This window comes from Bacteroidota bacterium, assembly GCA_016722565.1.
GTDB lineage: Bacteria > Bacteroidota > Bacteroidia > 2-12-FULL-35-15 > 2-12-FULL-35-15 > 2-12-FULL-35-15.
Genome location: JADKIU010000001.1, coordinates 31,145 through 53,519, shown reverse-complemented (window position 1 = coordinate 53,519; position 22,375 = coordinate 31,145). Strand labels below are relative to the sequence as shown.

General features: G+C 36.1%; 15 protein-coding genes. 4 read left to right on the top strand and 11 right to left on the bottom strand.

Features of this window, described 5'->3' with window-relative positions:
- The first annotated feature begins 41 nt into the window (after nt 1-41).
- The 4 genes from IPP64_00215 to IPP64_00200 all read left to right on the top strand — a co-directional run bounded on the left by IPP64_00215 (nt 42) and on the right by IPP64_00200 (nt 6,325).
- Nucleotides 42-2,900 (top strand): histidine kinase, encoded by a 2,859-nt coding sequence (locus tag IPP64_00215; GenBank protein MBL0327857.1) that lies wholly within the window; start codon nt 42-44, stop codon nt 2,898-2,900.
- Nucleotides 2,901-2,976: 76 nt separating this feature from the next.
- On the top strand, nt 2,977-3,720 hold the full coding sequence (locus IPP64_00210; GenBank protein ID MBL0327856.1) for a response regulator: 744 nt from the start codon (nt 2,977-2,979) through the stop codon (nt 3,718-3,720).
- A gap of 92 nt (nt 3,721-3,812) precedes the next feature.
- Nucleotides 3,813-5,117, top strand: coding sequence for a hypothetical protein (locus IPP64_00205; protein ID MBL0327855.1), 1,305 nt, complete (start codon nt 3,813-3,815; stop codon nt 5,115-5,117).
- Nucleotides 5,118-5,158: 41 nt separating this feature from the next.
- Nucleotides 5,159-6,325, top strand: a complete 1,167-nt coding sequence (locus IPP64_00200; GenBank protein ID MBL0327854.1) for a hypothetical protein — start codon at nt 5,159-5,161, stop codon at nt 6,323-6,325.
- A 117-nt stretch (nt 6,326-6,442) separates the two neighbouring features.
- Here IPP64_00200 and IPP64_00195 read toward each other — a convergent pair whose 3' ends face one another.
- From IPP64_00195 to IPP64_00145, 11 genes are all read right to left on the bottom strand, one after another.
- Complete coding sequence (locus IPP64_00195) at nt 6,443-7,000, bottom strand: YdeI/OmpD-associated family protein (protein ID MBL0327853.1); 558 nt, start codon at nt 6,998-7,000, stop codon at nt 6,443-6,445.
- Nucleotides 7,001-7,048: 48 nt separating this feature from the next.
- Entirely contained in the window at nt 7,049-7,633 is a 585-nt protein-coding gene (locus IPP64_00190) for a hypothetical protein (GenBank protein ID MBL0327852.1), read from the bottom strand.
- A gap of 109 nt (nt 7,634-7,742) precedes the next feature.
- Nucleotides 7,743-9,524, bottom strand: coding sequence for a prolyl oligopeptidase family serine peptidase (locus tag IPP64_00185; protein ID MBL0327851.1), 1,782 nt, complete (start codon nt 9,522-9,524; stop codon nt 7,743-7,745).
- A gap of 194 nt (nt 9,525-9,718) precedes the next feature.
- Entirely contained in the window at nt 9,719-10,627 is a 909-nt protein-coding gene (locus IPP64_00180) for a hypothetical protein (protein ID MBL0327850.1), read from the bottom strand.
- A 223-nt stretch (nt 10,628-10,850) separates the two neighbouring features.
- Entirely contained in the window at nt 10,851-11,792 is a 942-nt protein-coding gene (locus tag IPP64_00175; protein MBL0327849.1) for a prolyl oligopeptidase family serine peptidase, read from the bottom strand.
- Nucleotides 11,793-12,055: 263 nt separating this feature from the next.
- Nucleotides 12,056-12,436, bottom strand: coding sequence for a hypothetical protein (locus tag IPP64_00170; protein MBL0327848.1), 381 nt, complete (start codon nt 12,434-12,436; stop codon nt 12,056-12,058).
- Between the two features lie 188 nt (nt 12,437-12,624).
- On the bottom strand, nt 12,625-13,875 hold the full coding sequence (locus tag IPP64_00165) for a DUF2029 domain-containing protein (protein ID MBL0327847.1): 1,251 nt from the start codon (nt 13,873-13,875) through the stop codon (nt 12,625-12,627).
- A gap of 323 nt (nt 13,876-14,198) precedes the next feature.
- The gene (locus IPP64_00160; GenBank protein ID MBL0327846.1) at nt 14,199-16,085 is read right to left on the bottom strand and encodes a cation-translocating P-type ATPase; all 1,887 of its coding nucleotides are present in this window, start codon (nt 16,083-16,085) and stop codon (nt 14,199-14,201) included.
- Complete coding sequence (locus IPP64_00155) at nt 16,063-16,452, bottom strand: DUF3703 domain-containing protein (GenBank protein ID MBL0327845.1); 390 nt, start codon at nt 16,450-16,452, stop codon at nt 16,063-16,065. Before IPP64_00155 ends, IPP64_00160 begins: the two co-directional genes overlap by 23 nt.
- An 11-nt stretch (nt 16,453-16,463) precedes the next feature.
- The gene (locus tag IPP64_00150) at nt 16,464-17,738 is read right to left on the bottom strand and encodes an efflux RND transporter periplasmic adaptor subunit (GenBank protein ID MBL0327844.1); all 1,275 of its coding nucleotides are present in this window, start codon (nt 17,736-17,738) and stop codon (nt 16,464-16,466) included.
- Between the two features lie 12 nt (nt 17,739-17,750).
- Entirely contained in the window at nt 17,751-22,106 is a 4,356-nt protein-coding gene (locus IPP64_00145) for a CusA/CzcA family heavy metal efflux RND transporter (GenBank protein ID MBL0327843.1), read from the bottom strand.
- Nucleotides 22,107-22,375: the final 269 nt, after the last annotated feature.

Genomic DNA, 22,375 nt, shown 5'->3' with positions numbered 1-22,375 from the left:
TTCTTTTTATCTCCGTCTGAAAAATAAATTATCTTCGTGAAATGAAATTTCACATTTTAATTGTTTCATTTTTTTTCGGAATTCAATCGCTTTTTTCGCAACAACCTGCCTATTTCATTTTGGGGGAAAATGAATTTGAAGGTGTTCAAATTTATGATGTTATCCAAGACAATAATTTGAATTATTGGTTTGCTACCGACCAAGGCTTTTACAAATACAATAGCTATACCTTTGAAAGGATTGAATGTTCTGACATGAAAGGCTTGTCGGCATTCGGTTTTGTAAAAAACAAAGAGGGAACAATTTTCTGCTACAATCTCAATAGCCAACTCTTTAAAATTGAAAACGATGTTTGTTCTGTTTTTTATGAATTTAAAGACAATGAGCGCGCCAGTGATGTATACCTTTCCATCACTGCAAACAATCAGTTACTCGTGGTTTCAAGAACCGCATTGCTTTTTGAACCTTCCGGAAAGAAAATCGACATTGCATTTGCTCCCCCGAGTTATTACTGTTTCCCTTTTCTCACAAAGTCGGGTAGAACCATCTCCTACATGTTAGGCAAAGACTCATTATTAATTATTGATAACACGAAGATTAGTTTTACTCCAATTCTTTGTGATTCAGAAAAAATTGATGGAGTATTGAAATTTTTTCGGATGAATAATCAGGCATATGCTATTTCAACTGCAGGGAAAGATGTGTATACGTTCAATGAAAATACGTTCGAACTAAAAAAATTATTTGCAAGCCCAGTTATGGACAGCAAAGAATTTTTCCGATTTTATGATGAAAACAACCAACTTTGGTTGGCCGGAACAAGATCGGGAGTTAGGTATATTGGTGACATATCGAAAAATCAACTTTCCGAAACATTGTATTCGGATGCATTGATCTCAGATGTTTTTCAAGACAGCGAAGGAAATTTGCTTTTAAGTACTTTTAATAAAGGAGTATTGGTAATTCCTGATTTTGAAATTCCGGATGTTGTTCCTGCCTTGGAAGGGCAATCGGTTGTGAGTATTGAACAAGATAGTGATTTAGGAATCGTGATGGGGACATTGCAAGGGCAACTGTTATCATTTCAAAACAATCAGTATAAAGTAATATCAAACAATGGCATCAGGCCACTGCAATCGGTATTCAGTTGGCCCAATTTTCCTTACATCATCTTTGATGATGGTCAAGTGAAAGCGTATAATAGAAAAACAGGGGAAATAAATACAATTTTAGAGGGTTCTTTAAAAGATGCAACCTTTATTGATGAGAAGAATATTTTAATAGGATTAAATACCAACATTTGTAACATAACAGTAGTTGGAGAAAACTCATTTAAATGTGAGCGTTCTAATGCCTTTAAAACGCGAACGTATTCCATTGAATTGGAGCCGGCAACAAAAAGCGTATTTATTGCAACTTCTGAAGGGTTGAAAATTTTAAAAACAAATCTTGCAGTTGAAAATGCCACGTATAAGGATGAAATATTATTTGCGAATGATATCACCGCTGACGGGAAATCCATTTTTGTTTCAACCAAAAATAGAGGAATTATTGTCTTTGAAAATGATCGTGCCATTCAACAAATTTCTCCTATTCTAAATCAGAAAATGATTGAAGTGCACAAGCTGGTTGTGCATAAGAATCAGCTATACACCCTTTCTTCTGAAGGACTTGTTGTGTTTGATAAAACAGGAACTGTTTTAATTCAGCTGAATAAAGTGCAGGGTTTTTCTACCAATAAAATATTTGATTTCGAAATCATTGACGATCAACTTTGGATCAGTCATTCAAAGGGTGTCCAAAAACTATCCATCCATCAACTAAAAAACAGCACCGAACCACCATTAATTAAGTTAATCAAGATTGAGGTGAATGATCGTGCAATAGATGGATTAAATGCACAAGAATTTGACAATGATCAACGAAAATTTCGATTTGTGGTTTCTTCGCCAACACTCCGCAACAAAGAAAATATCAAATACCATTATAAGTTGTTGGGGTATGAAGAAAATTGGGTGATTGGGAATTATTCTAACAACGAAATTGTTTATAATGGTTTGGGTCCCGGTACCTATACATTTGTTATTAAAGTAGAAAACCGTGGGAAGTACAGTCAGACTGTTTCTTACTCGTTTTCCATTTTATCACCCATCTATTTGAGAGGATGGTTTATCATTGGTACAGCTTTACTGGTGATTTTAATTATCACCTTGATTTATCGGTATATGTTGAATGCCCAACGAAAAAAATCTGAAATGATTAATGAGCTCAATTTCTCAAAGCTCACAGCGATTCAATCGCAAATGAATCCGCATTTTATTTTTAATGCCTTAAATTCTATTCAAGATTTGGTATTGAAAGGAGATATTGATAATTCGTATACGTTTATTACTAAATTTTCCAATTTAGTAAGACGTACCTTAAACTATTCGGATAAAGATTTTGTGGATTTTGAACAAGAAATAAAATTGCTGGAGCTCTATTTATCATTGGAAAAATTACGATTTAAAAAGGAGTTGGAGTATACCATCACCATCGACAATACTGCCGACATTATGATTCCACCTTTGTTGATTCAACCGTTTATTGAAAACGCATTGGTCCATGGTTTACTTCATAAAGAAGGAAACAAGAAGTTGACGATTCACTTTCAGATGAAGGAATCACTTATTTGTACCATTGTAGATAATGGTATTGGAAGAGAAAAGGCAAAAGCAATCAAAGTGCGTCAACGTTCTGAGCACGAATCCTTTTCAGGAAAGGCGATTCTGAAGCGGTTCGAGATATTAAGCAATGTGATGAACAGCAAGTTTGGATACGAATACGAAGATTTATACGAAAATAATATTCCGACTGGCACCCGAGTAACTTTAACCATCCCCGTGAAACATAAATTTTAGTCTATTCCTGAATGAAAAAGGTTGATTCCTGAATTTTATGTGGAAAGAACAGGAATCTCGATTAGATTTGCAACAAATGAATAAAATCAGAGCCATATTGGTTGACGATGAGGAAAGTGCACGTGATGTGCTCCAAAACCTCCTGCTCCGCTTTTGTCCGGATGTAGAATTGGTTGCCAAATGTGAAAATGTTTTAGAGGCGGTGGAGGTCATTAAAAAAGAAAAGCCTGATCTGGTATTTTTAGACATCGAAATGCCCAACTATGCCGGTTACGAATTGGTAAACTTTTTTCAAGAAATTGAGTTTGAAATTATTTTTGTAACCGCGTATGATCAATATGCTGTTCGTGCTTTTGAAACAGCCGCAATTGATTATTTATTAAAACCGATTGATATCGACCGATTGAAACGCGCCATTGGAAGAGTTCAAAATCAATATAATCTGGAGCAGCAAGCACAACGTTTGTCTTTGTTAAGCAATACGCTTAAAAACAAACAATTGAAAAGTATTGTTGTGAGCGACAAAGGCCAACAACACATTGTTCCAATCGAAACAATTATCGCCATTGAAGCGCAGGAGTCGTATTCTTTTGTACATACTACCGATAAAAAGTATACCGTTAGCAAGAATCTGAAACACTTCGAAACCATTTTTTCGGAAAACACTTCGTTTATACGTGTTCACAAATCATGGATCATTGCAAAAAATCATATTCTTAACTACTCAAAAACAGAACTTTCCATTCAACTAACGAACGGTTTAATCGCAAAACTTTCGAAGTATAAAAAAGTTGAATTCGAAGAAGCGGTGATTGCTTAAGTCCATTCCTGAACTAAATTGGCTATTGGTGAAGTATGCCGAAATGAATAACAATTCTCACCTATGTTTGCCCCGTAAATATGATACAGGGAATGAAACATACATTGATCATGATTAGTTTAGCACTTGCTCCTTTCGTTCTGAAAGCGCAAGAAAGCCAAAACACAGAACTCTCAAAATTGACTTCCGGAAATTTCACAGTTAATAAAGTGGTGGAGAATGGAAGCAATTTCAAATTTGAAGTGGCTGCAAAACAATGGCCAATCAGCTTTAAAAAAGAAGGTGAAAATTTTACAGAAGTACTTGTAAACAGAGCGGGCATCATCGAAGAAAAATATCAAGCCGATTTGCCGGGGTATCCTGCCTATTTTAAATCAGAAACAAGCGAAATTGTTATTTCTGCAATCGATAAAAAAATCTACTACTATTCCTATAGTGTAAAAACAGGTGCAAGCATAAAATACATTTTCTCTGATTCGAAAGTGAGAAGCTATGCAGATGAAAAAAGCACATTGGATGAATATCGTACAAAAATCAAAGAACTTCAATCTACCACACGGACACAACGCATAGAAGAGAACAATGCACTACTTGCAAAACAAGAAGAAGAAAACACCTTAAAAGGCAAAACAATCAAATCGATTAATGTGGTACCGGTAACAAAACCAACGGAAGTGGGTTTGTTGAGCATCATTGCCATTGGTGTGGAATTTACATTGGATAACGGAAAAGTTTTGAAAACAAAAAATTTAGGTGGCTTCACACCTTATATTGATTTTGATGTAGAAGTAAGTGGTGGAGATTTTGCAGGTGGTGATTTTAAAGTGGCGAGCGATAGCAGAAAAATTCCAGGAGATAAAATTGAAATTACCGTTTGGTCGAAGTACGATGCAAAAAAAATAAAAGGCAAATACAGTTGTCCGGCTAATTACAAAACGGATGTAAACTATAATTTTTCAGGAAGTTCAGGAGCTTCTGGAAGAGGCGGTACCGTTGGATATACAATCAACGGGAAAAACGGAGCAGATGGAAAGAGTGTGAATGTTTCTGTTACCACCATGCAAATCAATGGAGAGCAAGTAAACAAAATTGTGATAACAGATACGTATTCCGGAAGTGTGCTGGTAGAATCTAAAATGAACATCAACAATACACTTACCATCAATGCAAATGGTGGAAATGGTGGAAGTGGCTCTGTAGATTTCGGTAATGGTGGAAATGGTGGCGATGCAGGTAATGGCGGAAATGTAGTTGTTTCAGGAAGTGGTGCAGCATCGATAAAAATTTCAGTATCGAATAACGGAGGAACAGGTGGAGTGGGTGGAAAAGCAAAAACACAGTCGTATTCTCCAGGGATGAATGGAAGAAATGGCAACAAAGGAATCTTTAGTAAATAAATCAATACAATTAAATCGTTAAAAAACAAAAACAGATTACTATGAAAAAAACAAACATTATTCTAACAATAGCAATGCTATTTGTTTATGGATTTCAGATGAATGCGCAGATAAAAGGGAACTTTGAAGCATTCAATGCAGAGAAAGATGAATTGGGAATTACCGGACAATACTTTGGAAAAGTAGATAAAAAATCATTCGGATTCAGATTTGTAAAAGAAGCGAATGGTAAAATTGTGAATGAATTGCATTATTTCGAAAAAAAGAAAAGTGCTGAGCCGCAATTGAAATTGTCTATGAAAGAAAGTTATTTTAGCAAAAACAATGTGAAACTTTTTTATGCTTGGGTAACAGCTAGTGCAACAGGATATGTTGAAGTAATTGAGGTAGAGCCAGGAATCTTAGCTCAAATTTCTCAATCATCAGAAAGCGCAAATGGCGGACCAGCAACATTGGATGCAAAAAGAAAAGTGGTGGATGTAATGGCAAAAGATCAAGCGAAATTAGAAGCTTGGGATGTGGAAACAGCACAAGCTAAAGTGGATATGATTATTGCTTCGTTAAACACTGAAAAATTAGAGAAAGAAAAAGCAGAGTGGATGAAAAACGAAGTGTATGCAAAAAACGTAGACAAAGTTGTTTTTGCTGCGCAATGGTATCATCTACAAAAACAAGGGTATCCTGATAAAATTGGTGTAAACGGTGCTGACTTCAAAACAGAATTAGACATGGCTGGAAACATGAACTTCATGGCTTTCTTCAGCGTTCCTCCAAGTGTTAAATACCCTGGACAACAAATCAACATTGAGTATGAAATGGGTGGCAAAAAAACAAACAGAGAAACCTTAAGAAAAAAATCTGCAGCTTGGAGTAACATGGTACCGGTTATCGAATCAAAAAAATTCGAATACCGTCAATCACCAACCAGAGCAATTCGTGAATATAACCAATACCAAAGTCAATTTGTTCAAGATTATGCAGCGATTCAATGTTTGTATGATAACAAAGACAAATTAAAAGTGGGTCAAACCTACGATTTTACTGTTAGAATTTATTCTCACCGCGATGGCGAAAACGGAGCATTAATTGCTGAAGGAACTGTAAAATTAAAATACACGGACAAAGCAAAAATTGCTTTTGAAGGTGATCCTGCAAAACCTGAAGTAAAAGGTGTATTCGGACAATTTGAAGATTTCTTAAACGAATAATAAATCGTATTGATGTAATTCAAACTGCTCTTTACGGTTCACACGTACCTTGAATTATATTAGAAATCCCCGCTGAATAAGCGGGGATTTTTTTTATTGGTGAAAGAAGTTAGAAATTTACAACACACGTTTCTGTTCGGCACTCGTGCGTATTGTTTTCTCCAGTCGTGCTTGCTGCGTCTTTTCCTGCTTTGCACTCATGATCCAATGAATCATTACTTTTTTATAAGAGGGTGGTTGATTCTTAAAAAAGTTCCAAGCCACTCGATTCTTTTTAAATTCTTTTTCATACGTAGCAGAAAGGTCCACCGGTTCTTTTTCATGCGAATAGATTCCCGATTTATGCGCTTTGCGTAATTCATACGCTTTTATTCCGGCAGGTTTCATTAGGCCGGCTTTTTTGAGTGCTTCTACTTTTTTAATATTGATTTCACTCCAGATGCTGGTCGTTCTTCGGGGTGTAAAACGGATGCAATAACTTTCTGCATTAATGGACCTGCGCACACCATCAATCCAACCGAAGCACAATGCCTGATCAACCGACTCCGACCACGTCATGGAAGGCTTACCGCTTGTTACTTTATAGAAACCAACAATCAGTTCCGTTTCTTTGGTAGCATGTTTTTCCAACCAGGCTCTGAATTTTGCTTGTGTCGAGAAAAAAGTGGCGTTCATTTAGGATGTTTTTGTTGATGGGATAAAATAACTATTTAAGTCTTGTATTTATTTCTCAAAGTCAAGATTGGTTGGTTCGTCTTGTGTAGCAGATTTTTTTCCGTTTTTCGAATCCGTTGTTGGAACGCTGTTATCAACGATTTCAATCGTAATGTTGTCGAACCAAATTTGTCCTTTGCCATTTAACAAAGCGCCATATGCAATAAGCGATGCATTGCTCGGAACGTCCAAAACGATTTCATACTTCGTCCATTCTGTTGTTCCTTTGATGGGTCGATCACCCATATTATCAAATGAAAGCGATTGTTGTGAATTCGCTTTGTCAACACGAAACCAAAGTCCTGCCCAGTTTGCAACATTTTCCGATTTCACATATCCGGTCATTTTAATTCGTTTACCGAGATATTTATCTGGTTTGCTTTGTTGCATCAACGTCCCAAACCCGTCAATCTTTTTGTCGATGGATTTTATGGTTGCTGCATTTTTACCATCATGCACAACACCTTTGTCAATTCCCATTTCGTAGCTTTTAGGCTTGCTTCCTGCAGCAAACCAACCGGTAGGTAAATCAAATGATAAGAGTGCTAATGTTGTTCCCAACAAGAGAAGGCTTTTTAGTATTGATTTTGTCATTGTTGTTAGTTTAAAGGTTAATATAATTTGTCTTACGGAGTATGAAGCCCGTATGGCGATAACCTGATGTTAGCGCCAGTACTTTTCTAGCTTAATAAAAAGAATATTCTCATTTGATAATAGTATTATAAATAGTTTCTATATCACTTATATCAGGTTCTTTTTTCATCCATTCCTTTCTTTTGTTTGAATCTGACATCCATCTATAAAACCATGAAATTCCCCATTTTTTATAGTAATTATTATTTTGATAATATGCAGAATCTTTAATGGCTTCGTCAATACTAACGAATTCATAATTTTCTAATTCTAATAAGGCTATGATTTTTATAAGGTATTTAGCATTAATTGAATTATCGTGGCATAAGTAAATCTGATTAACATTTCTTCCGTATATGGATTGAGATAGCGAGTCGAAAAAATGAATGTACTCTATCGTTTTAGAAACATACAATTCACCAATTTTATTTGCCTCTTCAAATTTTGAATTTGAAATGTAGTACTCATAAATCGCATTAAACTGCCAATCAGAACTTTCAACAGTGAAGGGCGCAATTTTATAATTCATGGTGGACAATAAACTATCCATTTTTATCTGATGAATTGAATCAATCCCCAAATCGTTATATGGAAATCGAAAATAGTCAACTGGCTTGTTGAACTTATTAGCTAATTGATGTAGCATGACTCCTCCCTTTTCAATGTCCTTCTTGAATTTATCGAATTCAACATCGGAATAGCGTAAATGAGAATACGTGTGATTACCAAGCGTAACGTATTTTCGTTTTGCCCATTCTTCTAGGAGCATCACATTTTGTGCTGTATCTGAAGTTCTGGTGATTAATCCTTCATTGACAAAAATTGCAATTGGAATATTTAAGGAGTCTAAACTCTCAAGCAATAAGGATTTATATCGATTATCTTTAAATAGCTTTGTATTTGGAACATCATCAATTGTTATTGCAATTTTAGAGCGTTCTTTTTTCAGGGGAACATTTAAATGAGTATCAAACCAATCTATTAATTCAGCATTTAACTCCTTGCTTTTCCCTTGAAAGCCATGATTTGCTTCATACACTTTAAGTTTGTACGAGTAATTAATTGCATCAAGTTTTTTGGCCATATTTAAAGATTGCTGGTAATCAACCTGAGCGTCCAAAGTGCCACAAAGCAGAAGTAAACTACTTTTTCTATTTAAGCTGTCAGCCCAAAATAGTGCTGATCTTTTCCTTAGCTCTATTTCCTTGTTTTGTGAATAGTTTGGAATACATTCACTAATCACATTTTGTTCTAGTTCAGCTCTTTGTTCAATAGCTAAAAACAAATCAGATACACCATTCCCAATAACAGCAGTTTTTATCCGATCTGATTCTTTTAAGGATAAATACGTCATCATGCCTCCTCTAGACCACCCAAACATTCCAATTCTTGAGGTATCGGCATATTCCAATTGGTCTGCAACATGAATTAAATTAAGCACATCATTCAAGTCTTTACCACCGAACTCGTCACGAGTTCGGTAATTGCTCGCTAAAATTATGTAGCCTTCATTTGCTAAGACTGCCGTAGAGAAAAATAGCATTTTTAGCGTTAATTTATTGAAGTCGCGATTACCACCTCTATTAAAAATGATTACTGGATAGTGCCCTTTTGCTTTGGGCGAAATAACAAAACCCTCAACAGTTAGTGAGTCGCTTTTATATACTAGTTCAGAATAATTTAGATTATTAGCATAATGGTAATCAGGTAATATAGAATCATTTGACGAGATGATTTCCCAGAGTTCCGTCTTTCTAACATCCAACGTGTTTTTGGATACAATGCAACCGTCTTGACCGAAAGTCAATAAAGCCCATAGTATTAACGTTAATAAAATTATAAATTGTTTCATTAGCAAAAGTCATTTGATAAAGGCTGCTTGTAACGTTTCATACCCAGGCAATGCTACCCCTTGTAAAACCTTATTCAAAACTACAAATATTCCACTTAATCTCTGCACTATAATTCGAAGAACAATGATGGCAGAACCATAAGCACTGTTATAATGCGCGCCTTTATTTTTTGAGCCGTTTTCAATTTCAACGTTTATATTTTAGCTAACCCAAGCTTAGACCTTCTTCTATTCATATTGAATTTTCTTTTTACAGGGAATAATGTGAGTTCACCTTCATTGTTTTTTTGCATTTGTGTACCATAAAGTTGTTTTTTCCCTTCATCAATGAGTAATCGATCGAGGTACATAGCAAAATATTTTTTTTCTAAATGATTGTTTTCCATTGCCATTTTTATGGTTTTGTAGTGTTTTTTTCTTACATCATAACTGGAATGTTGCAACATTAAAAAGGCATACCTGCTAGCTGTATTGCCGATTTCTGAAATACTTGGAAATAACATTGAATTATGATGAATAAGATTCGTGATGTATTCACAACTTATAGAATCCTGCTTATATTGAATTGTCCATAGACTGTCAAGTGTTGATTTTTTTTCACCAATTTGTTCTGAGCGTAAAATTTTTTGACGACCATTTTGATCTTTGAATCCCATCTTACATATTTCGATAGCTAATTCTGGCTTCAAAATGGAACTATTTTTCTTCTTAAATTCATCTTCAACTATTTTTGTTATTCGTTTCCACCGGTCTTCATTTCGTAAAACGTTCAAATCATCATCAACTAAAAAATAGATTTCTTTTAAGCCTAAATTCATAGCATAATCTAAGAAGATGAATGCTGAATCAACATTTCCAACTTTAGCATAACGACAAGCAGTGTTATATGCTAACGATTTATTATATCCATGAACACTTATGTATTCTAATGTCAATTGTAATGCTTTTTTGGTGTTGCCATAAATATCTAATGAATCAATTGTTTCAATTCTAATTTGTGAATTCATTTTATTAGAAGCCAAACAAAATAAAATGATAGCTAACCATTTCAAAGATTTATTTATTTTTACAATTATCATAAATTGATGAATAACGTTTGTCAAATAAAGTGCGTGTTAAATCAGTCAAACAAAACACTTCATTTAGGATGGTTATAACGGTCTGCAGCTTTGCGAAGTGCTCGATTTTAGGGTGCTTCGCTACCAACCAGCTTCAAAGTTAAAAATGAAAAGTCGAACTTAAAAGTTTTAGCTTCGCCCGCGTTTATTGCATATGTGTTGTTAACAAAGGGCTCTCTATTGTCCAACGTTGTTCTGCCTAGTCGTTTTAATTCCGCTTATACTTTGTTATGCTCTTTTTTTCTTTAATTAATTCTAAGTAATATCTGCTTATTTGCCAATATAATTCTCTATCAGAAGTTAACCCATGGTTTCCATTCTGAAAAGTTTCTAGTATTACATTAACATCATTCTTCATTAAATTTTCATACAGTTGCAGTGCTTCTTCATAGAATGCTCTTTTGTCATCTGTTCCATGTAATATTACAACGTTCGTATTTTTGGAAAACTTGTTGGTCCAAAAAACGGGTGAGCGAGCAATTAAAATTGAATCCCTATTCTTCCAATAATCAGGCAGAAATTGAGGCAAAACAACGTTTTCCATCTCGGGATTTTTACTCACATTCGTGAATAGATTAGCTGGACTATACATGAGAATGGCAAGTTTAATTCGATTTGTCTTTGTAAGAGCCTGACAAGTGTTTATACCTCCTCTGCTAGCTCCAATCATCACTATTCTAGAGGTATCCACATTTGACATGTGGTCAATTATTGGAAAAAGGTTCATCACATCATTTATATCTTTTCCACCTATTTCATCATTCCCTTCACAGTCAGAACAGCCACCTCGGTATTGTGTTGCGATTACGACAAAGCCCATTGAGGCATATTCAATTAATTTACCAGTGAATGCGTCTGTCATATTCGAAAATTCTCCATGACCACCTCTGTTGTATATGATGCAAGGATAGAACCCTGCTGCTTTAGGTTGTATTAAATAACCTTTTACAGCAATGGAATCACTTTGATATACAATTCGTTTACAAATTACGCTTGAACAGTTTTCTCTATGATTTGGGAACTCCTTGATTTTAGAATTAATTAATGAGTCAGATAGATAATAAACTTGTTCCTCAATAATAGTTCCGTTTTGAGAAAAACCAAAGTTTCCAGAAAGTAAAATGGATAGAAATATGATTGCTTTATACACCGATATGTCCTTTTTATTGTCAAACAATTATGTTACATTTTAAAAAATGTCGATAGAAAAATATGTTCAAATAACCTTTTGCTAAAGGTTTGCAGCTAGAACTTGTGCGGTTTTGGAACACTCGTCTACCGAAACGTTTAAATAAAGATACTATGTTTCTATGCATTTGCAAAATGAAAATACTTTTCGCGGAGCGACCTTGAATTTGCAAATGCTTCGATGTCTGCCCGTATAAGTTTTAGATGTTGCTAATAGCTGGCATTTTATTCTGCGGTTAGAAAAGATTGCATTTCGCTTGGCATTGGATAGTGTCCATTTTGTCGCATTATTAAAACTATTTCGCCCAAATGGAATGATAAATGAACTGTTAAGTCTTGAACTATTTTTAACTTCTGCTCAATGCCTTTTTGGTCCATTGTCATTTTGCCTAGTTCCACTTTAACATTTTCAATTTGCTTTTCAAACTTTGCTATGTTGTCATTTAGTATGCTTTGGTCTGTTATGTTTTTGTCTGCGCGCCATGTGTCAATTTCATTTATATCTTCTGTCGTGATGTCACCCAGCCTATTTAGTTGATTGTCTTGCCAAATTATTAAATGATTTAATATTTGCCATACACTTTTAGGGGAATTGTTGTTAGTCAAACTAGCTTGTTGAATGTCTCATTTATTAAACACTTTAAACGTATCAAAAGAGGTGGAAAATAATGATTCTATATTCATAGGTTATTTTTTTACGCTTACCACTAACGTTTTCCTAGCAGGTGTAGTTTTTTGCTTGTCCAAGTTATGCATTTGAGCGTTAACACGCAAAAAATCACGTTTGCTTTTTGTTATACACTATGTGCCACATACAGATTTGTATCCCCCTCTTTATTGTCAATGTTTTTAAAAATTAGGTCAAAATAAAGCTTAATAAGAATTAAAATTGGAAAGAATGATTTGATGAATTTTAAGTCAATAAAATTATTTTTAATTGAATTAGGAATAATGTCGGTAAACCAAATAGATGTAAAAAGAAGAGTCAATATTGCAAGGATTGAATTAATTTTTGATTTTTTTGATGTGAATAGCCAAACTCCAATTCCAGCCATAGCTATCACATAGGTGGGTGATTCTGCTTTGTAATTAAACACAACCATCCAAATTAATATTAAAGCCATGTATTGCAATCTGAACTGTTGGCATGCAAATAGTTTAAATTTTAATAGTGGCGTGAAAATAATAATTGTTCCAAATGCTAGGGTTATTAATTTGAAGTAATTCAAAGGAAATGCAAATTGCGTAAATGAGAAAAAACTCATACCAATTGATTCGTTTTGGTCTGCTCCAAGTAAGGTGTACCAATTTTTATATTGCCAAATGAGTTCAGAAAAGTCAACAACTAACAAAGGAAGCAAAAAGAATAATACAAGCCATACTGATAAGGAAAGGATAGATTTAAGTTTGTTTGGATAAAGCAATAACAAAACACAACCAACAATAGAATAAATTTTAATAAAAGTGCCTAGTACAATAAATAGAGTGGCCTGCGTATTTTTACCTTTTTCCAACATATTAAAAGCCGTAATTGTCAAACCCGCTAACATACTATTGCATTGTGAGTTTTGTGTTGATAGTATTAATTCAAACAGAAGATACAGGATTATAATTATTTTTCTTGATGGATCAATTGATTTAATTGAATAAAGAGCGTAATACAAGACGAAAATGTTTAATGAGTTCCAAACAATGAGTCCTATGCTGTCAGGTAAATAGTAGAAGACTGCCATAATACTTGCAAACGTTGGACTATATTTATACAAGTCAGCATATTCATTGCAATAATAACTATACAAATTTTTATTTTCAACCAAATGAAAAAACGAATTTTTAAAAAGCACATAATTATTGTAGTGCGTATTTTGACCCCCCCCGAAATTCTTTACGCCAAGACTTATATTTTGAAGGGACAATAAAAGAGAAAGCAGGAAAAGTAGTCCTATAATAATCCATTGATTTGTTTGAAGGTAAAAAAAAATGTTTTTAGGTCTAAATGTCATAATTTTTGGTAGAATGTCTTTTCGTGTGTCTCCTTGGCGCATTGTGTATAACGTTTTGCGGCTTGGCGAAGGTGGCGTTTTACCATTGAATTTTAATATGAAGCACACACTTCAAATTTACGAAAAACTGTCCTACGAAGCACAGAACCGCCACTTTTGCCAAACCGCTGTTATCAGCTGCCCTTCTGTCCGTCCGAAGTGTTGTCGGTCGTGTTTGCAGGGTCTGTCTGCGATGAACGGGTGCGGTTGCTTGCACTCTCTTTTACTTTTGCTGCGTCTGCCTGTGCGTTGAGGCAAAAGCAAATGTGAGTGCAAATGCGTTGGCTTTAGATGCAGACGGTTTTGGGTTTGCAGGTCTCTCCATTTTATCCTTTGTAATTCATCAGTCGTAAACTCGTCAAAATTACTATTAGCGTTACTCCCACGTCTGCGGCAATTGCAAAAACTAAATTGCTGTAACCGATGAATGCAAGTGTTATGAATATCAATTTTACTGCTATTGCTCCAATGGTGTTGAGTTTTATTCTGCGTAATGTTTTTTGACTTAACCGAATTAAAAACGGTATGAGTGAAAGTTTGTCGTTCATCAATGCAATATTTGCGGTTTCTATTGCTGTGTCGCTGCCTGCTGCTCCCATAGCTATTCCTACGGTGGATTGTGCTAAAGCTGGTGCATCGTTTATGCCATCGCCTACCATTGCTACGAATTTATACTGCTGTAAAAGTTCTTTGATTTTGTCGGCTTTGTTTTCGGGTAACATATTTCCGAATATTTTTTTGATGCCGACTTGCTGTGCAATATAGTTTGCTGCTTTTTCGCTGTCGCCTGTAAGCATAACGGGTTCTATGTTCATTACTTCTATTTCTTTTAATGCTGCTGCACTGTCGGGTTTTATTTCGTCCATTAAACCTATAATACCTGCCACACCTTCGCCAAAACTTACGACTACACTTGTTTTGCCTTGTGCTGAAAGTTCTGCTACAATTTTCTCGGCTTCTTTGTCAACAGGTTGATGTTCATTTATGAAATCTAACTTGCCTACATAAATTGTTTCGTCTTCACACACCAAACATTTTGCAGTCGCACCTTTGCCCATTATGCTTTTAAATGCTTCGGTTTTGTGTGGTTCAAATCCTTCTTTTTTACTTGCATCAACAATGGCTTGTGCTAATGGGTGTTCTGAAAATATTTCTGCTCCTGCGGTGCAAGCCAAAAGTTCTTCACGGGTTGTTCCGTTTAAAGGAAATACATCTGATACAATCGGATTTCCAAAAGTAATGGTTCGTGTTTTATCTAATGCAATTGCTTTGATGCTTGCCAATGCTTCGATGTATTTTCCGCCCTTTACTAATGCTCCTTTTGCTGATGCGTTCCCGATGGCTGCATAGATTGCAACGGGTGTTGATATGACTAATGCACACGGACAAGCGATAACCAAAAGTGTAATTGCCTGTTGCAACCAATGATTGAGGTCTAATTGCAAAACGAAAACAGGAATTACGAAAACTAAAATTGCCATTGCAATAATGGAAGGTGTGTAATACTTTGAAAATTGCTGAATGAATTTTTGTGTTTCGCTTTTATTGCCCTGTGCTTCAAAGGTGAGGCGAATGATTTTTGAGAAAGTTGTATCAACAGAAAGTTTTGTTGTTTCTATTTCTATAAAACCATTTTTGTTTAGTGTTCCTGCAAAAAGATTGTCGCCTGTGTGTTTGTCTTTGGGTATGGGTTCGCCTGTGATGGCAGCTTCGTCAACGGTGGTTTCTCCTGAAATTATTTTTCCGTCAAGCGGTATCATTTCACCTGCTTTAACTTGAATGATTGTGCCGACTGTAATTTTATCAATGGCAACATTTGCGTTTTCTGATTTTACAAAAGCGGTCTTTGGTGCTTTGCTTACTAATTCATCTAATGCAGATTTTGAATTTTCAATTCCAATATCTTCCAAGCGTTCACCTAAAACATACAATACTATTACTACTGCTGCTTCGGGATATTCGCCTAAATAAAATGCTCCAATAACTGCAATTGTCATTAGTAAATTGATGCTACTGAATTGGAGTTTGAAGATTGCTTTTAAACCGTTCCACAAAACATTGTAGCCAATGCCTAAAATGAATGCAGCGAAAACAAATGGTGCATAAGGCATTGGAATATGAATGCCGATGATTGAAAGAATTTCTAACGCAACTACTATTATGATTGCTGAAAGTAGAAAAATGAATTTTTTATCGTTGATTGGTAATTTCATTGCTTGAATGTGTTTGAATAATGATTAATAAATCTTCGGGTATTTCCATTGGTTGCAGTGGCGGAACATTAGCTCCGCCTGTATTTCCAAGTGGAATGTTCCCGACAAAGGATTTTACGCCACCTATTAAAAGGCGGGGAATTTGTCCGATAATTTCTTTTGTATTTTTTGTTTTGATGCCGAACTCTAACATTTTCCAATGCACAAAAGAATGTGCAATTGGATAGGGCTGTCCAAGTATGTGTGCCCGTTCTAAGTGTCGCCAACTTTGCTGAAAATGCCTTTTGGTAAAGGTGTTTTCAGCTTCGGTTAGTTCCTTTTGAAAATATGGTTTTAGTGATGTTGGCATTGATGTGTTGAATTTCATTGTTTTAAATTTTAATGTGCGTGTGCCTCGCCTTTATTATTCATTTTTGCAAGAATGAAAAATGCTCCATTCACAACTACTTTGCTGTTGGCAGGAATTTCTTTGAGCAAAGTAATTTCACTGTAACCTACATCGGTAGTGCCTTTACGAATTGGAATTTTTTCAAAAGTTGTTCCTTCTTCTTTGTGTTCAGGTTCTTCTTTTTCGCTATGCTGATGTCCGCTTTCATCGTGTTTGTGTTCGGCTGTTTCAGTTTCGCTGTGGTGTTCTTCTTCGCTATGAGCATCGGTAACAATAAAAATATAGTCCTGCCCTTCGTGGTTTACAATGGCATTGGTAGGCACGGCATCAACAGTAGCATTTTCTAAACTTACTAATGCAGTTATGCTCATTCCGTCAATCAATCCTTGCTTGTTCCCTTTCACCATTGCATGAACGGCAATGGCTTTTGTGTTTTGTTCAAAGGTGTTACTAATGGCGTAAACATCGGCATCATATTCTTTACCAGGGTTGTTGGTTAGCGTAAAGTGAATAGTTTGCCCAACTTTGAGTTTTTGCAAATCCTTTTCATACACATACAAATCCAGATGCAGTTGGCTGTTATCCACTATTTCGGCAATGGGGTTGTTGGCATCTACATAGCTGCCGATGTTTACCATTACATTGCTTATTGTGCCGTTTATGGGGCTTGAAATATTTACAACTGATTGGATATTTTCGCTTGTGAGTGAAGCGGTGTTGATACCAATAAGTTCTAACTGCTTTTGCAAACTCGCTTTTCTTGCCTTCAATGTTTTAAGTTCAGCATCGGCTGACTGCAAATTTTTCAATGCTCCTGCGTTGCCTTGTTGCAATTCTTTTTGTCGGGCAAATTCCAATTGTGCCAATTCTGTTTTTGAAGAAACACTTAAATATTCCTCTTGCATTGTGATAAAAGAATTGTTTGAAATGGTGGCAATGGTTTGTCCTTTACTAACCGAATTTCCTGTTTGAACCAAAATAGATTTTATTACACCGCCCAATGATGCTGTGGCATTTGCTCTGTTTTGATTTGGCACTTTTAAAATTCCGTTGGCTTTAAGTGAGGCGGTGAGTTGCTTTTTCTCAATGCTGCCAAATTCTATTTTTATAGATTTCATTTGCTCGGCTGTAAGCATTTCCGTGTTGGTGTTTTCGTGTTCATCGTGATGCTCTGTTTCTTCACCGTGAGTTTCGGTTTTATTGCTGTTGCAGGATGCAAATACGATGGATGTTGCAAGGGCTGCCATGAAGATTATATTTTTCATTTTTGCGAAATTTTATTTATTGATTAAGAAATTGATGTTGACAATGGATTGGTTAATTAGATTGATGGATTGCAGATAATTTAATTGCACATCGGTAGCGGTTTGTAAGGCTTGCAAGTATTCAATGTAGCCAATGTCGCCACTTTTGAAACCAACCTTTGCGGTGCTGATAATTATTTCGGCATTGGGCAAAGCGGTTGATTTGTAGTAGTTGTATTGCGACAAATTTTGACTGTATTGTTGAAAAGCATTTTGCAATTGGGTTTGTAAAATCAGTTTTCCGTTGTCAGCTTCTTTTTGCAATGCCTGTTGTTTATAGTCAAGCGATTTTATTTTGGAAGCGTTGCTAAAAAATGTAATAGGAATACTGATACCTACATTAAAACCCTGAAAACGTTTGCTACCGTCAAAATTTACATCTGCTCCATTGATGCTTTGCACTCCGATTAACGACTGGTTGAAATAACCCACATTAAAATCGGGTAAAGTTGAAGCCGTTTCTAACTTTTTGTTTTGTTCTGCAATTACTGATTGCTGATACAATACTTTAAGCGTTGGATTATTTGCAATTAGGGTTGTGTCAAATGAACTGCTAAAAATAAGCGGTTGCCAATTTTCATTTACGGTTATTGTAAAATCTTCGCTTGTATTCATTAGTGTTTTAAGGGAATTGTAAGCCGTTGCAAAATCTGTTTCGTTTTGTTTGAGCAACTGTGAAAGTTGTCCCCGCTTGGTTTCGGCTGTGGTTTTCTCCAACAAATTTGTTTCACCTGTTTTGTATCGCAATGCTGCTGCACTCACAAAATCATTATACAAACTGTCTAAAGATTGCAGTTGCTTTTTAGTTGTTTGCAAATACTGCAACTGATAAAACCAATATTGAACCTGTGCTTTTATTTCGTTGGCTGTGGCTTGCTGTTGCAATTCACTACTTTGCAATTCGGCTTTATACAAACTTGATTTTGCGGAATAGTAAGTAGGGAATGGAATACTTTGCGAAACCTGAAAAGCCTTGTCCTGATTAATGCTGTTGTATTGCCCAAACTGGAAATTGACATTTGTTTTAGGTAATTCAAACACTGATTTTTTCAAGATGGTAGAAGATTGTACATTGAGTTGTTGCGATTGTAATTCCAAATTATTTTTCAATGCTGTGGTTATTGCATCATCAACAGAAATACTCTTTGTTGTTGGCGATTGTGCATTGGCAGCATTAAAAGAAAGCAAAGCAAAAACTAAAATGCTTGCCGTTGAAATATTGATTTTTCTTTTAGGTGAAAATAGAACATACAACAAAGGCAAAACAAATAGAGTTAAGAAAGTTGCTGTAAGCAAACCGCCTATTACAACGGTTGCCAATGGTTTTTGCACTTCTGCTCCTGCACCGTGTGAAAGTGCCATTGGTAAAAATCCCAATGATGCAACGGTGGCAGTCATTAACACAGGTCGCAAACGGATTTTAGTTCCTTCTTTTATGCGTTGGATTATGTCTGTCATTCCATCTTTTGCCAACTGGTTGAAAGTTCCAATCAGCACAATTCCATTTAAGACTGCTACACCGAACAATGCAATAAAGCCAATACCTGCCGAAATGCTGAAAGGCATATCACGAATGAGCAAAGCGAATACACCACCAATTGCACTCATTGGAATGGCGGTATAAATTAGAGCTGCCTGTTTTACTGAACTGAACGTGAAATAGAGCAACATAAAAATGAGTGCTAAAGCTACTGGCAAAGCAATCATTAGTCGCTTGGATGCTGCTTGTAGGTTTTCAAATGTTCCTCCATAGGTGTAATAATAACCTTCCGGTAATTTTACTTTTTCATTCAGTTCTTTTTGTATGTCGGTAACTACACTTTCTACATCTCTGCCTTTGATGTTGAAGCCCACCACTATTCTACGTTTGCCATCTTCACGGCTAATTTGTGCAGGCCCCAATTCCATTTTGATTTCTGCAACTTGGGATAATGGAATTTGCGTTCCGTTGGTAGTTGGGATATACAAATGGCTCACATCGTCAATGTTGTTGCGGTGTGTGCTGTCAAGACGAACTACTAATTCAAATTTGCGTTCGTTTTCATATACAACTCCTGCACTTCCTCCAGCAAAAGAAGTAGAAACAATGTGGTTGATGTCCTCAATATTCAACCCGTAATTGGCAATTTGAGAACGATTGTATTTGATTACGATTTGCGGAAGTCCTGCCACTCGTTCAACACTTGGTTCTGTTGCACCGTCCACACTTTGCACAACTGAATTTACTTTATTGGCATAGTTTAAAAGTGTGTCCATATTTTCACCAAATATTTTTACTGCAACGTCTTGGCGAATACCTGTCATCAATTCATTAAACCGCATTTGTATGGGTTGGTTCTTTTCAAAGAATACCCCAGGGATTGTGTTTAATCTTTCTTCAAACTCTTCTGCCAATTCATCATAAGAAACATCACGTTTCCATTCGCTTTGTGGTTTCAAAATTATCATCATATCCGTTGCTTCGGGTGGCATTGGGTCGGTGGGAACTTCGGCAGCACCTGTTTTGCCAACTACCATTTTTACCTCGTCAAATTCTTTGATAAGTCTTGATGCTTGCATTGAGGTTTCTAAACTTTGTGAAAGTGATGTGCCTTGCGGTAATATGCAGTGAAAAGCAAAATCGCCTTCCTGTAAGGTTGGGATAAATTCACCGCCCATTCTTGAAAACAGGAACACGGAAACCACAAATACGGCAACTGTTACACCTACAATTACTTTTTTGAAACGGATTGCTTTTTCCAAAAGTGGTGCATAAATGCGTTGGAAAAAGTTCATCATTCTATCGCTCAATGTTTTCTTGTGCGAAACGTTTTTAGAAAGGAACGCTGCACACATCATTGGAATATAGGTAAGTGATAAAATCAACGCCCCAATAATGGCGAAAGAAACCGTTTGAGCCATTGGGCTAAACATTTTGCCCTCGATACCTACCAAGGTAAGAATTGGAATGTAAACAATAAGGATAATTATTTCTCCAAAAGCGGCACTGCTTCGGATTTTAGATGCGGAAACGAAAACTTCATTATCCATTTCTGATTGTGAAAGTTTGCCGATGGCTTTTCGCATTCCTAAATGGTGCAAAGTGGCTTCTACAATAATTACTGCACCGTCCACAATTAGACCAAAGTCAATTGCTCCTAAGCTCATTAGGTTTGCACTTACGCCAAATACATTCATTAAGCCCAATGCAAACAACATTGATAAAGGAATGGCAGAAGCTACAATCAATCCTGCACGAAGATTTCCAAGAAACAAAACCAAAACGAAGATTACTATTAATGCTCCTTCAATCAGGTTTTTTTCAACTGTGCTGATTGCACGGTTTACCAAATCTGTTCTATCTAAGTAGGGTTCAATTACTACATCTTTTGGCAATGATTTTTGAATGGTTGCCATTTTATCTTTAATACGGCTTACCACATCGGCACTATTTGCACCTTTCAGCATCATTACAACTCCACCTACTGCATCTACTTCACCGTTGTAAGTCATTGCACCATATCGCACGGCACTACCTAAATGCACTTCGGCAACATCTTTTATTAAAATAGGAATGCCATTAGGATTTGTCTTTACCACAATGTTTTTGATGTCGTCAAACGAACCAATCAAACCAACTCCACGAATAAAATAGGCATTTGGCTTTTTGTCAATGTAAGCCCCGCCTGTATTTTCGTTGTTCTTTTCTAAGGCGGTAAAAATCTCTGGAATGGTTATTCCCATTGCAATAAGTCTGTCGGGGTTTACGGCAACTTCATATTGTTTGAGTTGTCCGCCAAAACTATTCACCTCTGCAATACCGGGTGTTCCATAAAGTTGTCGGGCAACAATCCAGTCTTGCATTGTCCGCAAGTCCATAGCGGTATATTTGCTTTCGCTGCCTTTTTTTGGATGAATGATGTATTGATACACTTCTCCCAAACCTGTGCTAACGGGTGCTAATTCGGGTGTGCCAACACCTTTGGGTATTTTGCTTTCGGCTTCCTTTAGTCGTTCGTTAATCAATTGTCTTGCAAAGTAGATGTTCACTTTGTCGTCAAATACCACTGTAATTACCGAAAGTCCGAAACGGGAAATGCTCCGCAACTCTTCCAAGTCGGGAAGGTTGGCAATGCTTTGTTCTATTGGGTAAGTTACCAACTGTTCAACCTCTTGTCCTGCAAGGGTTGGGCAAACCGTAATGATTTGCACTTGATTGTTGGTGATGTCGGGAACTGCATCAATAGGCAGTTTAGTTGCACTCCACACTCCCCAAACAATGAGAGCAAGTGTCATCAGTGCGATGATGAATTTATTTTTTATGCTGAACGCAATTATTTTGTCTAACATTTTTTTAATCAGTTTGATGAATGAATACAGGATTACTTGCGGTGCGACAGCACTGCAAGTAGTTTTGTTTTGTTCCGTTTTCAGCGGAATATCAGAAATTCATTAACTGAGTTTTGGCGGTTGCCAAATAGACAAATACACCTCAGAAACAAACGAGGCGTTGTAAATAGGAAATTTTTTACTGATAATATGGAAAAGCGGCAAGAAGCGGCAGGATAAAATTGAACTGTTGAAAGATTGTCCGCAGCAAGCACACATACAAAACGGGG

What these genes read in the sequence shown, in the direction of transcription:
- IPP64_00190 (MBL0327852.1), bottom strand. Translation starts at nt 7,633, where the DNA reads ATGACAAAATCAATACTAAAAAGCCTTCTCTTGTTGGGAACAACATTA.
- IPP64_00160 (MBL0327846.1), bottom strand. Translation starts at nt 16,085, where the DNA reads ATGAAATTACCAATCAACGATAAAAAATTCATTTTTCTACTTTCAGCA.
- IPP64_00155 (MBL0327845.1), bottom strand. Translation starts at nt 16,452, where the DNA reads ATGAAATTCAACACATCAATGCCAACATCACTAAAACCATATTTTCAA.
- IPP64_00200 (MBL0327854.1), top strand. Translation starts at nt 5,159, where the DNA reads ATGAAAAAAACAAACATTATTCTAACAATAGCAATGCTATTTGTTTAT.
- IPP64_00150 (MBL0327844.1), bottom strand. Translation starts at nt 17,738, where the DNA reads ATGAAAAATATAATCTTCATGGCAGCCCTTGCAACATCCATCGTATTT.
- IPP64_00145 (MBL0327843.1), bottom strand. Translation starts at nt 22,106, where the DNA reads ATGTTAGACAAAATAATTGCGTTCAGCATAAAAAATAAATTCATCATC.
- IPP64_00195 (MBL0327853.1), bottom strand. Translation starts at nt 7,000, where the DNA reads ATGAACGCCACTTTTTTCTCGACACAAGCAAAATTCAGAGCCTGGTTG.
- IPP64_00165 (MBL0327847.1), bottom strand. Translation starts at nt 13,875, where the DNA reads ATGCGCCAAGGAGACACACGAAAAGACATTCTACCAAAAATTATGACA.
- IPP64_00210 (MBL0327856.1), top strand. Translation starts at nt 2,977, where the DNA reads ATGAATAAAATCAGAGCCATATTGGTTGACGATGAGGAAAGTGCACGT.
- IPP64_00215 (MBL0327857.1), top strand. Translation starts at nt 42, where the DNA reads ATGAAATTTCACATTTTAATTGTTTCATTTTTTTTCGGAATTCAATCG.
- IPP64_00185 (MBL0327851.1), bottom strand. Translation starts at nt 9,524, where the DNA reads ATGAAACAATTTATAATTTTATTAACGTTAATACTATGGGCTTTATTG.
- IPP64_00205 (MBL0327855.1), top strand. Translation starts at nt 3,813, where the DNA reads ATGAAACATACATTGATCATGATTAGTTTAGCACTTGCTCCTTTCGTT.